This window comes from Acinetobacter sp. Brlt_5 (assembly GCF_051949055.1).
Taxonomy (GTDB): Bacteria; Pseudomonadota; Gammaproteobacteria; order Pseudomonadales; family Moraxellaceae; genus Acinetobacter; species Acinetobacter indicus.
The window spans coordinates 207,011-220,583 of the sequence record NZ_JAYJLP010000001.1 but is presented as its reverse complement, the minus strand read 5'-3'; the positions used below and the strand labels follow the sequence as shown (position 1 = coordinate 220,583).

The 13,573-nt window shown below is 42.5% G+C and carries 16 protein-coding genes and 1 pseudogene; 8 read left to right on the top strand and 9 right to left on the bottom strand.

Annotated elements, in window-relative coordinates:
- Positions 1–35 precede the first annotated feature (35 nt).
- A complete protein-coding gene (locus tag VF685_RS01110; RefSeq protein WP_127799537.1) occupies positions 36–656 on the bottom strand; it encodes an aminotransferase in 621 nt (206 codons plus the stop codon).
- A gap of 74 nt (positions 657–730) precedes the next feature.
- Complete coding sequence (locus VF685_RS01105; protein WP_127799539.1) at positions 731–1,213, bottom strand: CinA family protein; 483 nt, start codon at positions 1,211–1,213, stop codon at positions 731–733.
- Positions 1,214–1,422: 209 nt separating this feature from the next.
- Here VF685_RS01105 and VF685_RS01100 point away from each other — a divergent pair, with 209 nt between their 5' ends.
- From VF685_RS01100 to VF685_RS01085, 4 genes are all read left to right on the top strand, one after another.
- Positions 1,423–1,656, top strand: a complete 234-nt coding sequence (locus tag VF685_RS01100) for a hypothetical protein (protein ID WP_127799541.1) — start codon at positions 1,423–1,425, stop codon at positions 1,654–1,656.
- Between the two features lie 176 nt (positions 1,657–1,832).
- Positions 1,833–1,976: a hypothetical protein gene (locus VF685_RS01095; protein WP_005177747.1), complete on the top strand. Its 144-nt coding sequence runs from the start codon at positions 1,833–1,835 to the stop codon at positions 1,974–1,976.
- 116 nt (positions 1,977–2,092) lie between these two features.
- Positions 2,093–2,425, top strand: coding sequence for a hypothetical protein (locus tag VF685_RS01090; protein ID WP_127799543.1), 333 nt, complete (start codon positions 2,093–2,095; stop codon positions 2,423–2,425).
- 402 nt (positions 2,426–2,827) lie between these two features.
- Complete coding sequence (locus VF685_RS01085; RefSeq protein ID WP_005177751.1) at positions 2,828–3,064, top strand: hypothetical protein; 237 nt, start codon at positions 2,828–2,830, stop codon at positions 3,062–3,064.
- Positions 3,065–3,439: 375 nt separating this feature from the next.
- On the opposite strand, the gene VF685_RS01080 is transcribed toward VF685_RS01085, so the two are convergent.
- The 3 genes and pseudogenes from VF685_RS01080 to VF685_RS01070 form a co-directional block, all read right to left on the bottom strand.
- A complete protein-coding gene (locus VF685_RS01080) occupies positions 3,440–3,787 on the bottom strand; it encodes a four-helix bundle copper-binding protein (protein WP_104471465.1) in 348 nt (115 codons plus the stop codon).
- A 38-nt stretch (positions 3,788–3,825) separates the two neighbouring features.
- On the bottom strand, positions 3,826–4,062 hold the full coding sequence (locus tag VF685_RS01075; protein WP_075174873.1) for a DUF2171 domain-containing protein: 237 nt from the start codon (positions 4,060–4,062) through the stop codon (positions 3,826–3,828).
- 255 nt (positions 4,063–4,317) lie between these two features.
- Positions 4,318–4,872 (bottom strand): annotated as a pseudogene (locus VF685_RS01070) (cytochrome b).
- Positions 4,873–5,363: 491 nt separating this feature from the next.
- Between VF685_RS01070 and VF685_RS01065 the strand changes: the two are divergent.
- A complete protein-coding gene (locus VF685_RS01065; RefSeq protein ID WP_104470140.1) occupies positions 5,364–6,524 on the top strand; it encodes an MFS transporter in 1,161 nt (386 codons plus the stop codon).
- Between the two features lie 48 nt (positions 6,525–6,572).
- On the opposite strand, the gene VF685_RS01060 is transcribed toward VF685_RS01065, so the two are convergent.
- On the bottom strand, positions 6,573–8,060 hold the full coding sequence (locus VF685_RS01060; protein WP_440203516.1) for an amidase: 1,488 nt from the start codon (positions 8,058–8,060) through the stop codon (positions 6,573–6,575).
- 197 nt (positions 8,061–8,257) lie between these two features.
- Between VF685_RS01060 and VF685_RS01055 the strand changes: the two genes are divergently transcribed.
- Complete coding sequence (locus tag VF685_RS01055) at positions 8,258–8,749, top strand: hypothetical protein (RefSeq protein WP_034597534.1); 492 nt, start codon at positions 8,258–8,260, stop codon at positions 8,747–8,749.
- A 65-nt stretch (positions 8,750–8,814) separates the two neighbouring features.
- On the opposite strand, the gene accC is transcribed toward VF685_RS01055, so the two are convergent.
- The 3 genes from accC to aroQ are packed head-to-tail and all read right to left on the bottom strand — an operon-like array spanning position 8,815 to position 11,091.
- Positions 8,815–10,179: an acetyl-CoA carboxylase biotin carboxylase subunit gene (accC, locus tag VF685_RS01050; protein ID WP_286384810.1), complete on the bottom strand. Its 1,365-nt coding sequence runs from the start codon at positions 10,177–10,179 to the stop codon at positions 8,815–8,817.
- 17 nt (positions 10,180–10,196) lie between these two features.
- Positions 10,197–10,619 carry an acetyl-CoA carboxylase biotin carboxyl carrier protein gene (gene accB / locus VF685_RS01045; RefSeq protein WP_005177770.1) on the bottom strand — a complete coding sequence of 141 codons (423 nt, stop codon included), beginning with the start codon at positions 10,617–10,619 and terminating at the stop codon, positions 10,197–10,199.
- A 16-nt stretch (positions 10,620–10,635) separates the two neighbouring features.
- Positions 10,636–11,091, bottom strand: coding sequence for a type II 3-dehydroquinate dehydratase (gene aroQ / locus VF685_RS01040; RefSeq protein WP_005177772.1), 456 nt, complete (start codon positions 11,089–11,091; stop codon positions 10,636–10,638).
- Between the two features lie 1,063 nt (positions 11,092–12,154).
- Here aroQ and VF685_RS01035 point away from each other — a divergent pair.
- The gene (locus VF685_RS01035) at positions 12,155–12,412 is read left to right on the top strand and encodes a hypothetical protein (protein WP_005177774.1); all 258 of its coding nucleotides are present in this window, start codon (positions 12,155–12,157) and stop codon (positions 12,410–12,412) included.
- A 3-nt stretch (positions 12,413–12,415) separates the two neighbouring features.
- Complete coding sequence (locus VF685_RS01030; RefSeq protein ID WP_016658159.1) at positions 12,416–13,162, top strand: hypothetical protein; 747 nt, start codon at positions 12,416–12,418, stop codon at positions 13,160–13,162.
- Positions 13,163–13,573: the final 411 nt, after the last annotated feature.

Here is a 13,573-nt window from a genome sequence, read left to right as displayed (position 1 = left end):
TTTGTTGCTATATTTTTTCCGCTATATTTTTGCTGTTATTGAGAATTGCTGAGCAGAACCGGATCTTCAATCGGATAGCCCATTTCAAACGGAATGCCTAAATATTTCACAGTCACCAGCATTTTGGACTGCTGCGGGATGTTATAGGCCTGGTGAATGTTCAAGCCTTGCTTGTAACTGGTGGATTGCTGGACGGTACTGCGGAAGTTCCCTGCATCAACGCGATAGCAATATTGCCACTGTGGTACCGGTTCCGTACCATTAATCCAGTCGGCACTACGTTTGCTACTGTGCAAAACCTTAATTTGCGCCTGTTGCGTTCTAACCTTGGTCAAGGGTTTTAGGCGGTTTTTAATTTTGGCCAACTCGGCATTAAAACGGGTAGGCGGCTGGTCATAGTCAATCTTTTTGGTCTTGGGATTAATATACAGCGAATTGACCTGAACCAGCTGATTCGGCTGTTTCGATTTAAAGTTGTAATAATACAGCTGCGGTAAACGGCCACGACCATCTTCATAATGGCGCAGCAGATAGACTTTTTGATCTTTCTGGTCATAGCCCAGCACTTCAATCCTTTGCTGGCCGCCGACGGTGGCAAAACTGATGATGGGCAGACAGGCTAAAGCAGAAAATAATAATGGTTGAACCAGTTTCATACTTCGACTCCACATTACAGGATATGGTTTTACTTTAAGCCAAAATCATGGAGAAAAGATGAGAAACAGTGTATCTAGGCGGGTGAAGATAAAATAAGCGCCAATACTTCCTGTGCTACCAATTGGGTCAGCTGATCCAGCCGTTCAATCGGGCTGCCATCCAGCAGATAATGAAAATTATGCAATTGCTGCTGATAGTGAATGGCAATATAAAAAGTGCCTTCAGGTTTCTCTGCGCAGGCGCTGCCACCGGGTTTTAGCAAACCGGTACAGGCCACCACAATATTGGCCTGTTTAAACAGAGCCTGGCCATGCAAGGCCATCTGCGTGGTAATTTCCGCAGATTCCGCCGTGTAATGCGCAATCAGTGCCGGATCAATCTGTAACAGGTTGGCTTTAATGCTCGGGTCATAGCTGACCAGCGCCCCGAGTAAAATATCTGCGCCGCTATTCTTATAAATTGAAAACTGGCTGCATAAATAGCCTGAACTGGCACTTTCAATAAAGGCAATGGTCAGTTGCTGTTGTTCCAGCGCATCACAGCAGCGTTTCAGCATGATGAATCTCCATTTCTTCTTCTTTTCCAAACGATTTTAAGCAAGATCAGTCTCAATCTTGTTGCGGATTCAGGCATTTAGCGCTAAAGATCGCGCGTTCCGATTTCAATTGTATAGCAGTTAGGCGAAACTCGAAATTATCGGTTTATTCTGCTGCAAAAGAATGGTAAAACTAAAAATAAAGTGCTTAGTGAAAGTAGGTTAATACAATGAAAACGATTGTGAAATATATGGTCTTAAAAGACCTCGACTATCAGTTAGGAACCTTACTTTTCCAGGAGGAATTACAGGCCGATGCTTTATATTTTGACCAGATTCCTGCAGTAATTTCTTATCAGAACCATCAGTTTAAAGTGATTAGTAAAGAACTGAAACGCGTCCAGAACGCAGCAGAGCCAGAAAACCTGCAACGTATTATTGTCAAAGTCGTGACTGTAGCATAATACGGAAAGTCGCCTGCGGGCGGCTTTTTTATACGCCTTATTTTTAAAAACTGTTGCAATAACAAAGCCTGAATTAACAATAAAGCTGAAATATTGACCAAAGCCATACAGCGCGGCTGTCTTAAATCATGAACAATAAAAACAGTTCAACACAACAATAAAGACAGGAGTCGATGATGGCTAAACCAGAAAAAACCTCGAATGAAAAGACCCAGCAACAGCAACCTCAACCCAAGACCGATTCACAAGTGATTCCAAATAAAAAGAATCCGCATCCACAACATCCAAGAGATAAACAGGATACCGCCGTACAGCGCTAAGTCTGGGGGATGTTTATCCATCAGCTCCTTTTCTCATAGTTAAATCAAACGTGTTGCAGGGCAGGAAGCATCAGTATAGCGCAGAGCTCGCAGCAGTTTGATCAAGGAGATGCAAGATGAAGATCGGTTTATTATTTGGCATGTTTGCCAGTTGTACGCTGATGGCATGTCAAAGCGTACCTTCTATACCAGCACAACAGGTAGATGTAACCAAGTCCTTAGGTTTAAAGCAGTGTGAGGGGGATGATCCCAAAGTGCGTTTACAGCAGCTGAAAGAGCAACTGCAGCAGGCCGGGATAGAAGTTTATAATGAAGCACTCGGGCATGATGGTCTGGTACATATTACCGTATGTGGTGCCAGTACCGGCCAGACTGCCATCTTTACTATTTCGGCAACACAACTGGGTGCGGCGCAAGGCTTGGGTTATCAGCTAACGCCAGCACCTTAGTCAATAAAATGTGACAAGTAACGTTTTGAAATTACTTTGAAAAATATGACTTATCGTTTAAAAAAAATAAAAAATGGAAGCTTTTGCCAATGCTGGAAATCCAGGAAAATAGGACAATTTTAATCAAGAAATATGCGCTGTAAATTCTTATTTTCTCTTGACTTTTCTCTTTATGAGTTTGAGTCCATACATCCCTCGTATGGACTCTTTTTTTGCCTGGATTTTAATAGAAATGTAATTTATTAAAATATTTTAAACAATGGTAAAAATCGAGCAAAGCTAAATAACTGATATTTTTTATATTATATATCTATATATTATTTTTTCTATATTCTTAAAAATGAAACTTTTGCTACTTATATTTAAAACTAATGAATAAAGGTTAAAGTGAGGTTAAAGCAGATGAACGATGTCAGCTTGGAGTTTTTAAATCAGGCCATTGATAAGTGCCTAAAAGAGGGCAAGAAACCGAAAAAACTACGTTTGGGCTATAAATTGTATGCGCATTTTATGCATGATATGCGTTTTTCCAAGGAAGTCCGAGATTCTGCACTTGATCCGGACAAGCGCCGTTATCGTGGAATCAAGCTAAAAGTGACCCAAGATGAGTATGAATTAAGTTTTGTAGAAAAAGAATAATCTGTATTTTTAAATAGATAAAAAATAAATGTTATTTTTTGCTAATTTTGGTGATAAAAATTTAATATAAATTACCAAGTATTCTAGATTTATATACATGTGGGGGATGTATATTATAAATGGGTGAGCTTTTGTAATATAATGCAATTGGTCATATCACTATTTCTTGGTATAAGAACAGAACAATAATAAGAAAGGAGTATGGATATGAAAGTGAATACACGACGGTCTTTAGATATTACGGTTCTGGTGAGTGCTTCATGTATTATCACCTGTATGATTTACTTATTAGGGCAAACCAGAGTCGTACTCTTTTAAAAATAAAAACCACCTTCGGGTGGTTTTTATTTGCCAGTTGAGATTCGTTAAACCATATTAACCTTCAATCTGACAGGCTTCTGCGCAGGCACGACAGGCGCGGGCACAGTTTTGACAATGTTCATCTTCATGCTGGCCACATTCTTCGGCACACAGTTCACAGGCTTTGGCACACAGGTCCATGGCTAAATGATGTAGCTCCGAGTTGCGAACTTCAAAGGTAACACAGAGTTTGCAGGTTTCAACACAGTCCAGACAGCGCTGGATGCAGGTTCGCATCATCTGCACATGTTCTTCGTGTAAACAGGCATCTGCGCAGCGTTGACAAGCAACAATGCATTCCAGACAGGCCTGTATTGAAAGCGAAGATTGTTGAACGGATGAAAGATGCGGCAGCTGATTCATAAGCAGATCCTCGAATAAAGTCCGGTTGATATCAAAATTTATTGCGGTATTTCAATCCAGGTTTCTTGTACTTCTTGCAGGTTTTTAATCAGGATTATACGCTGCTCACAAATATCACCCACCCATGATAGCGGGATCAGATGTGCTTTGCCTTCGGCATCCTGACTTAGTTGGATTCGATCTAAATCCAGAAACTGTTCAATTTGGCCCAGATGAACGCCGTTAGCGGTAAAGACCTCCGCATGTTGTTGCACATGATGACGAAACTTGGCCATACTGCTGCCTCAAGAACAGGATTTTTTCACTCTAATGCAAGCTATCGTACAAAAGATGAAAAGCAATAAAAGCGATACAAATCAGCGGCAGATATTCACGTCGTATTAAACGGTTACATGCTTTTAAATAGAATAAAGAGAGGCGTGGGTTTTATTTATATACAAAAGTATTTTATTTATGACAGGATTATCCTATTTATATCAGACAGTTTAAGTGGATAAACTGCCTGATTTATTCTAATTTAAAACAGTTATTTATTTATCGCTCGAAATCATACTTTTGAGTACATGATCGTGGTCAATAAAATGATGTTTTAATGCAGCCAGTACATGACCTATCAATAATAGGCCTGCTGCCCAGGATAAATAGATATGTAAGGGTTTGACGATGGCTAACAGCTGCAGATTGGCCTGTACCATTCGTGGAATTTCAAACAGATAAAGTACCGGTGCCGGATGACCGGCGCTCCAGCTAAATAAACAGCCGGTAATCGGCAAGGCCAGTAGCATAAAGTACAGAGCTAAATGACCCAGATGAGCCAGTTTTTGCATAAGTGGCGACATGGTGTCGGGGAGTTTTGGTACCGGATGGGTATAGCGCCAGAAGATTCGGATTACAATTAGAAAGATGAGCGTGGTGGAATATTTTTATGCAGTTTAATGACATCGCCTTTAAAGCTGCCATCTGCTTCATAACTCAAAAAGTTACCGCTATAAAAACCCAATAATCCAGGCCGCTATAAAAATAATTGCCATAAGCCAGTGCAAGACTTGGGCGGTGCGGGTGTAGTAGAGTGATGTGTTATTCATATTCTAGAAGAGGATAAAAAGATCCGTTTTATCCTAATCTGTTCTTGTTTGCTCGGAAACCGGACAAATGCAACGTAGCGTTCTAGATTTGGGGGGATCACACATTCATTCGATTAGGGATGATAAAAAAATGAGAAAATTTGACTTGTATAAACAATCTTAATAGCGCCCATTGGTCAATTCTAGGCTTCGATAAGAAGCTTGTAATAGATTGCGCTACTAGACGATTTATTGAGTTAAATCGCCCAGATGATCAGTGATCACGAAAGATAAGGGGCTTCTGGCTGCATATTAAATGATCTGCATCTGATCTCATCTTAAGGATTTCTTTTTTCAATCTGTTGAGTTGCGTCACAAAGCAAGTGCTAAAATACTGAAATTCGGCAGAGTTTCTCAGCAGTATCCTCAACTGCAAGCAAAGGAAAATACATGCAACCCAATGCACTCATAAAGTTCCATCACAGATTTAACATGCAAGGATTGGGCGGCTAATGCGATCACTTGCAATCAGTACACGGCTCGGCGGTTTCTACTTTTTCTACTACGCCATTGTTGGAACCTTCATGCCGTTTTGGAGCCTGTATCTGGAAGATCAGGGCTTTAATTATCAGGAAATCGGGATTCTGTCTTCCATTGCAATTATCACCCGGTTTTTTGCCCCTTTTATTTGGGGCTGGATTGCCGATAAATCCGGGAAACGCATGTTGCTGGTGCGTATTGCCACCTGGATGGAAGCCTGTATCTGGTTCATGCTGTTTATCATTCCGAATAGTTTCCAGTCAGTGGCATTGTTGATGCTGATTTTCAGCTTTTTCCAGAATGCCATTTTGGCCCAGTTTGAAGGAGTGACCTTATTCTGGCTGGGCGATCAACGTGAACAGCTGTATGGCAAGGTGCGTAAATGGGGATCGGTCGGTTTTATTGTTGCGGTATTTGGTATCGGCGCGTTGCTGGAAATTATTCCAATCTCCATGCTGCCAGTATTGTTGCTATGTATCGCGTTTCTGGCATTTATCTGGTCTTTTAGCATTAAAGAACCCAGCGCTGCACCTAGTTCCCAAAAACAGCTGGAACCTTTGTGGCCGGTGTTAAAACGACCTGTGGTGGCCTGTTTTTTCCTCATTGAGTTTATTCTGCTGTTTTCGCATGCGCCGTTTTACAGTTTTTATAGCAATTATCTGAGTCAGGCTGGTTTTAGTACTTCAATAATTGGTTTGTTGTGGTCAGTAGGCGTGATTGCGGAAATTATCATGTTTGCTTATGCAACCTTTTTCCTGTCGCGCTGGTCATGGCGAACGCTGGTGATGGCCTGTTTGCTGCTGACCGGTTTACGCTGGATTATTGTGGGTATGTTACCTGACAGTTTTATCGCCCAGTTTTTTGCCCAGACCATTCATGCCTTTAGTTTTGGCTTATTCCATGTGATTGCGATGCGGGTGATTTTTCAGAATTTTAGTTTGGGTCAGCAAGGGCGAGGGCAAGCTATCTATAGCACTATGTGGGGTATGGGTGTGGCGTTGGGGAGTATTCTGGCCGGTTATTATTGGGATATTTTTTCAGGGCAAACGGTCTTTATCTGGGCTGGCTTATCTACATTGCTGGGCTTGTTACTGGTCTTTGGTTTGCCGAAACAGCTGCAAAAACAGGCGTAGAAAAAGCCGGTCATATCGACCGGCTGTTGAATCAGGCTATTCAAGTCTTTAAATTTTGATGTGTTGATATTGCGGGAACCACGGCTGAGCCTGTTCCAGTTGTGCAGCCAGTTGTAGTAATACATCTTCACGGGCGAAAGGTGCAGTAAACTGAGAACCTAAAGGCAAGTGCTGTTTATTCCAGTACAGTGGCACAGACATCGCCGGTAAGCCGGTAATATTGGCCAGCTGGGTAAAAGGTACCCATTTCAGGTTTTCCCGTACAATCTGATCGACCAGTTTGCCTTGGGTTAACAGATGCGCCTGTCCGACTTTCAGCAAGGCTTTTAACACCGGTTTTTGCCAGGCTGGGGTTTTAACTTCGCCATTCTGGGGTGCCACAGAGGCTGTGGCTGGGGTCAGATATAAATCATAACGGTCAAAGAACTGGTTCATTTGCGTGGTATAAACGCCCCAGTTATTCAGGTTATGAATATAATCCAGCGCAGAGGTTTTGGCGCCAAATGCGGCCAGCGCCAGTGAATCCAGCTCGAAATCATCATTGCGTGAAGGATACTGCGCGCGAATCTGACTCAGCATATAAGAGAACTGACTAAACCAGGTGGTAATAAAATCTTTGGCTAGTTGCATGCCATCAATAGCCGGCTGATCTTCAATTACTTCATGCCCAAGGCTGGTTAAGAGTTTTACAGTGTGCTCAATCGCCTGAATAGCATCTTTAGATACAGCGGTGCCAATTGGAGAGCGGGTGCTAAACGCAATTTTCAGTTTTTTTGGTGCTTGCTGCATCAGCTGCAGATATTGACCTTCCGGGCGCTGAATCTTAAATAAAGAGCTGTGTTCTTCGCCGTGGGTTGCATCAAGCATGGCAGCGCTATCCCGGACACTGCGCGTCAACACATGCTGAATGGCAGCGCCGTGCATGGCTTCACTCATGGACGGTCCCCATGGGGTACGGCCACGACTCGGCTTTAAACCGAACAAGCCGCAATAAGAGGCAGGAATACGAATCGACCCACCGCCATCGCCGGCACCGGCCAGTGGCACAATACCGGCGGCCACAGCAGCCGCAGAACCACCCGATGAGCCTCCACTATTATGTTTTAAATGCCACGGGTTTTTACAGCTGCCCCAAGCATCCGGTTCGGTAATGCCTTTGATTCCGAATTCAGGAGTGTTGGTACGGCCAAAAGTCACAATTCCGGCCTGTTCCCAACGATTGACAATTTCAGCGTTTGTTTCGGGAATATAGCCCATTCTTTTTAAGCCTTGACAGCCATAAGAAGTTGGGTAGCCCGCATATTCCTGAAACAGGTCTTTGACCAGAAAGGGTACCCCAGCAAATGGACCAGACAATGGTCCTTGTACGCGTTGCTGGGCATGTTCATGCATCGGAATAATTATTGCATTCAGGCTTTTGCTTTGTTCGGCGCGTTGTACGGCCAGTTCCAGCAGTTCCGATGCCTGAATTTCTTTTTTTGCCACTAATTCGGCCAGCCCCAGACCATCATATTTTAAATATTCTTGTAACTTCATTTTCAATCCTGAAAATATAAATTGTCAGAAACTGTTGTAAGAGATTTTACGCAAAGTTGCAAGGCGAGATTAAAATTTAAACAGTAAAAATTAGCGATTTTGGGGCTTAAAAAAATTGTTGAGTTATGTTTATGCACTAAGTTTATTGCAAAAAATATGCTAACGTTAGCGGGTACTTTATATCATTGAATCAATGTATGAAAAAACTTTATCTCACCAGTTTAATGTTAGTATGTTGCACTGCCGTGATGGCCAATGAAACAAAAACGACAACAACAAATAGTGCTGCCGCAACTGCTGCAAAAGCGCCTGTCAATGCCAATACCGTTCGTGTTATTACCCGTCCTGAAATTGTGGGATTGTGGGGCATGGAAATTCCAAATAACCGCAAATGTATTGAATATTATAATTTTCGGGGTGATAACGATGTCATTATCAAAAGCGGTCAGGAATGGTCGTCTGGCATCTATGACTATCAGCCGGCAGAAGATCCGGCCAGCAGTTTACCTGCCTTAATCATGCAAATTAAATATGACAATAATGAGGTCGATTGTTCCGGTTATCAGGAAGATCAGACCGGGGAAATTTCACAATATTTTGTGCAATGGAAAAATCCGCATACCATTCATTTCTGTAGTAATGAAAAAGCCGAACAGTGCTTTGCCACTTTGCGCCGTGTTTTGCCTTAAAGCTGAAATTCAGCCATAAAAAAACCGCTGAAATCAGCGGTTTTTTTATTTTCACAAGGAAACGCTTAGGCTTCCTTGTTGGCACCTTCAAGCTGCTTTAACAAATGCTTTTCCAGGTAGTGAATATCCATTGCCTGTTTGCAGAAGTTTTCATCTTGCAAGATCAGATCTTTATGTAATGGAATATTGGTTTTCACACCGGTCAAAATCATTTCATCCAGCGCCTGACGCATGCGCGCAATACTGGTGCTACGGTCTTTACCATGCGCAATCAGTTTAGCGATCATCGAGTCGTAATAAGGCGGAATGCTATAGCCCGGATAGATATGTGAATCTAAGCGGATACCGGCACCACCAGACGCGTAGAAGTTTTCAATCTTGCCTGGTGATGGCAGGAAGGTTGATGGATCTTCCGCATTGATACGGCATTCAATGGCATGACCTTTCACCTGAACATCTTCCTGCTGAATGTCGAGGCCTAAACCACCGGCAACGCGCAGTTGTTGTTCAATAATATCAATACCTGTGACCATTTCAGTTACCGGGTGTTCTACCTGAACACGGGTGTTCATCTCGATAAAGAAGAACTCGTCATCTTCAAACAGGAACTCGAAAGTACCGGCACCGCGATACTGCATCATCTTACAGGCGTTGACACAGGCTTCTAAAATATCTGCACGTGCTTGCTCTGGCAGGTTTGGTGCTGGTGCTTCTTCCAGAACTTTTTGATGGCGACGCTGTAAAGAGCAGTCACGGTCATACAGATGGATGGCATGGCCGTTACCATCGCCCAGTACTTGCACTTCAACGTGACGAGGCTTTTGCAGGAAACGTTCCATATAGACCGTATCATCACCAAACCACATTTCCGCATCACGCTGCGCCGCTTGTACCGATTCCAGCAGGGTATCGACACGTTCAACAATACGCATACCACGACCACCACCACCGGCAGCTGCTTTAACAATCAGTGGAAAGCCGATTTCTTTGGCTTCAGCCAGGGCATTTTGTGGTGTTACTGCATGGGCAGAACCTGGTACCGTCGGTACGCCGGCTTTACGCATGGCGGTAATGGCAGAAACCTTGTTCCCCATTAAGCGGATGTGTTCTGGACGCGGACCAATAAAGATAAAGCCTGAGCTTTCTACAATTTCGGCAAATTCCGCATTTTCAGACAGGAAACCATAACCCGGGTGAATGGCATCAGCACCGGTAATTTCTGCTGCGGTAATAATCGCAGGAATATTCAGATAACTGTCGCTGCTCGCGCCCGGACCGATACACACGGCTTCATCACAGAAACGTAAATGCATCAGGTCTTTATCGGCATCGGAATAGATACCGACAGTTTTGATTCCTAAAGTTTTGCAGGCCCGGGTGATGCGAAGCGCAATCTCACCACGGTTTGCAATTAAAACTTTTTGCAACATTGTGAGTCCCCGTGGTCTTAAGCGCGGTAGCGGAAGAGTGGTTGACCAAACTGAATCACTTCACCATTTTTAACTAGAATTTCTTCAATCACGCCGCTTTGAGTCGCTTCAATCGGGTTCATGATTTTCATGGCTTCGATAATACCTAAGGTTTCACCTGCAGAAACGGTTTGACCGATTTTCACAAAAGGTGCTTCACCTGGGCTTGGTGCTGCATAGAACACACCAACCATTGGAGAAGTTTCAACTGCGCCACGTGGAGAAGATTTCGGTGCTGATGGCAGATCTGCTGCTGGAGCAGGCATTGCTGGAACTGCTGCCGCTACTACTGGACTGCGACGAGTAAGCGCAATCGCCTGATCGCCTTCTTTAACTTCAATCGCTTGTAAGTCAGATTCAATCATCAGGTCGATGAGTTTCTTGATTTTACGGATATCCATGAGACAGTATTCCTAATTAAGATTGCGAAGTGAGTTGAATTTTTTCGATAACGTAGTCAAGTGCAGCAGCATAGCCTTTTGCACCCAATCCGCAGATCACGCCTACAGCTTTATCGGACAAATATGAATGATGTCTAAATGCTTCACGTGCATGCACGTTAGACAGATGGACTTCAATAAACGGGATGGCAACGCCAAGAAGTGCATCACGTACTGCGACTGAGGTATGGGTCAGGGCTGCAGGATTAATAATGATGAATTGAACGCCTTCTTGACCTGCCTGATGAATTCGGTCGACAATGGCACCTTCCCAGTTACTCTGGAAAGTTTCTAGCGAAAATGATGCATTTTGCGCTTGTGTCATGAGCTGCTGATTTATATCCTCAAGGGTAAGGTGTCCATAAACCTCAGGTTCTCGCTTTCCTAGCAAATTTAAATTCGGTCCATGAATAACCAAAATGGTTGAACTCATCCAGCCTGCTCCAATTAATAAGTTGCAAATAGTCTTTGCAAGATGTCTGCAAAGTTTGCTTATTATGGCATGAAATTCCACATTTTTTTTATAATTTCTTTAAATTTACGTGAAAAGCATGTCGCAAAATATGGCTATATCATGCAAACTTTGCATACAATTCGCAATGTTAAAAGATTCCAAATTTGCACGAAATTACGGTTTTTTACATTGTAATGAGAATTGACCAAAACCATTCACAGGTTTGCCGCAAAATAGTTTGATGAGTTTAAGCCCAAGTAGATGGCCTGCATGTGCATCCGGTTTTATCTCTGGATTTCCCCCGGAATGCTATCCCTGAATTTGGGGAGTTTTTATCCTCCTCCTGATTTCTATATTGAATTGGCCGCGTTTTAAAATTTATACCATTCAATATATCTGCTGAGAGGTTGCCGCTATAGATTCTGTTTTATCTGGCTTTAAACTACCGTGTTGCTATCTTTATTTATTCTTGAATTACAAATATTTATCTTTATTTTGTGCTTGGGATATAGTACTTAGATCAGTCATTAGCGTGCTGTTTAGATCAGTTTAGCATGTGCTTAATAGTTGGGCTGATCTTTCAGATAGAGGGTGTATGGGAATAGGTTAAGACGCTAACAAGAGATGAGCAATCCTGATTATGAACAGTCATTGTGAAGAGAATTAGAGTAGAGTGGATTCAAAAGTGTTGGATTTATTTTCAGGAAGTCATTGACCAATTCTTTCATTGAAAAAGACAGTTTCGTGTCTTTCTGTACGAAAGCCGTTCAGGCAAGGTTGGCAAAATTTGATAGTTCACGTATTGCCTAAACTGATTTGGCGAGTAGGGCCTTGATTTTAGAATTAAAAAATAACAGTATTGCTTTATTAAGGGGAAATCTTCTTAAAAGCGACAAATATCTTAATTTAGCCTAAGTAAGACAGATCTATCTAATTCAGCCTGTGACAACTCTGTATCGGCGAAGTGCTGTATAAATAGACAAATAGCCCTGATGTGCTAAGATAAAGACATATTACACACAGTGTGAACAGGAGTTGTCCAATGACAGCTTATACGATTATGAAAGCAGGCAAGGTGGAGGATGATATGATTCCAAAACTGGCGATTCACGCATTCCGTGATGCTTTTAAGCAGGCATGTGCGTCTTCAACTGTGGTGTATGTGAAAGATCAGCAACTGGTACAGCGCCAGCCGAATGGTCAGGAAAGCGTAATGAAGGATGTATCTGCGGCTTATCGTAGTGCGCAGCATCTTCCAAAAACCTTGACACGTAAAAAGAAATTACAGACCGTTCACTAATTTATGCCACAACCCCGCATCAGGATGTTTGCAGGTCCGAATGGTTCAGGAAAAAGTACCATTAAGGAATATTTGTTGCCCCATCATATTGGGGCATATTTAAATGCAGATGAACTCGAATATCAGCTTAAACACTCTGCAGTTTTGCATTTGGACCATTATCATCGGGCATTGAATGCAGCTGCTTTAATTTCCTTTCTAGAACAAAAACAACGACCGCAGGCAAATACATGGGTGCCTTTATTACGTCAGCCACCGGTACTGATTAGTGCAAGCTGCGTACAGTTTGATCCTGCGGAAATCGACTCCTATTTATGCGCGCGTATTATTGATTATATTCGCCTGGAGTTTTTACGTTTAAAGGTGAGTTTTACCTTTGAAACAGTGATGTCGCATATTTCCAAGGTAGAATTTTTACATGAGGCAAAACGCCACGGATTTAAAACCTATCTGTACTATGTTTCCACGGTTGATCCGCTGATTAATATTGCACGGGTGCAGTATCGCGTAGAGAAGGGCGGGCATGGCGTGCCTGAACAGAAGATTAAACAGCGTTACTACCGCAGTATGGATTTATTGATGCAGGCGGTGGATGCCACAGACCGAACCTACTTTTTTGATAACTCAACGGATGGTCAAGCTGCATCTTTCCTGGCCGAAATTGAAAATGCCGAACTGTTAAAAATAAATCCCGAGGCGCAGGTGTTGCCAGAGTGGTTTGTAGAGAAAGTTTTAAATGCTTTTGAGTAAGTCAGTTCACTTGGATGGGTACTCATCTCTATTTCTGATCAGCAGCTTTAAAACACCAGGAAATTAAAGCCAAACTACATAATATTCTGCCGAAGTACAAAATTCCCCGAGGATATATTCGGGGGATTTGCCCAACTATCAAGATCAGCTAATTAATTCACATGATTTTTCTAGCAAATTGTTTTCCATTTACGACCTGTAAGGCGGTTTATTAAACTAAAATAGTCTTTATCCAAGTCCTATTTTTAGAGATGTGCTGGCCGCGCTAAGCCTCTAGTCAGTGGAAGCTTTTTTATTTTCCTTATTTTTTAAACGCTTCATTCTCATTCCTTTATCCCTAAAATAGCCTAAGCAATACTCTCCTTAATCAGCAAATGACAATGCAAAAGCCAGAATAAAGGAAGGGGGGAG

Bases quoted from the DNA above. Each gene is read 5' to 3' on its own strand.
- VF685_RS01110 (WP_127799537.1), bottom strand. From the start codon at position 656: ATGAAACTGGTTCAACCATTATTATTTTCTGCTTTAGCCTGTCTGCCC.
- VF685_RS01105 (WP_127799539.1), bottom strand. From the start codon at position 1,213: ATGCTGAAACGCTGCTGTGATGCGCTGGAACAACAGCAACTGACCATT.
- VF685_RS01100 (WP_127799541.1), top strand. From the start codon at position 1,423: ATGAAAACGATTGTGAAATATATGGTCTTAAAAGACCTCGACTATCAG.
- VF685_RS01095 (WP_005177747.1), top strand. From the start codon at position 1,833: ATGGCTAAACCAGAAAAAACCTCGAATGAAAAGACCCAGCAACAGCAA.
- VF685_RS01090 (WP_127799543.1), top strand. From the start codon at position 2,093: ATGAAGATCGGTTTATTATTTGGCATGTTTGCCAGTTGTACGCTGATG.
- VF685_RS01085 (WP_005177751.1), top strand. From the start codon at position 2,828: ATGAACGATGTCAGCTTGGAGTTTTTAAATCAGGCCATTGATAAGTGC.
- VF685_RS01080 (WP_104471465.1), bottom strand. From the start codon at position 3,787: ATGAATCAGCTGCCGCATCTTTCATCCGTTCAACAATCTTCGCTTTCA.
- VF685_RS01075 (WP_075174873.1), bottom strand. From the start codon at position 4,062: ATGGCCAAGTTTCGTCATCATGTGCAACAACATGCGGAGGTCTTTACC.
- VF685_RS01065 (WP_104470140.1), top strand. From the start codon at position 5,364: ATGCGATCACTTGCAATCAGTACACGGCTCGGCGGTTTCTACTTTTTC.
- VF685_RS01060 (WP_440203516.1), bottom strand. From the start codon at position 8,060: ATGAAGTTACAAGAATATTTAAAATATGATGGTCTGGGGCTGGCCGAA.
- VF685_RS01055 (WP_034597534.1), top strand. From the start codon at position 8,258: ATGAAAAAACTTTATCTCACCAGTTTAATGTTAGTATGTTGCACTGCC.
- accC (WP_286384810.1), bottom strand. From the start codon at position 10,179: ATGTTGCAAAAAGTTTTAATTGCAAACCGTGGTGAGATTGCGCTTCGC.
- accB (WP_005177770.1), bottom strand. From the start codon at position 10,619: ATGGATATCCGTAAAATCAAGAAACTCATCGACCTGATGATTGAATCT.
- aroQ (WP_005177772.1), bottom strand. From the start codon at position 11,091: ATGAGTTCAACCATTTTGGTTATTCATGGACCGAATTTAAATTTGCTA.
- VF685_RS01035 (WP_005177774.1), top strand. From the start codon at position 12,155: ATGACAGCTTATACGATTATGAAAGCAGGCAAGGTGGAGGATGATATG.
- VF685_RS01030 (WP_016658159.1), top strand. From the start codon at position 12,416: ATGCCACAACCCCGCATCAGGATGTTTGCAGGTCCGAATGGTTCAGGA.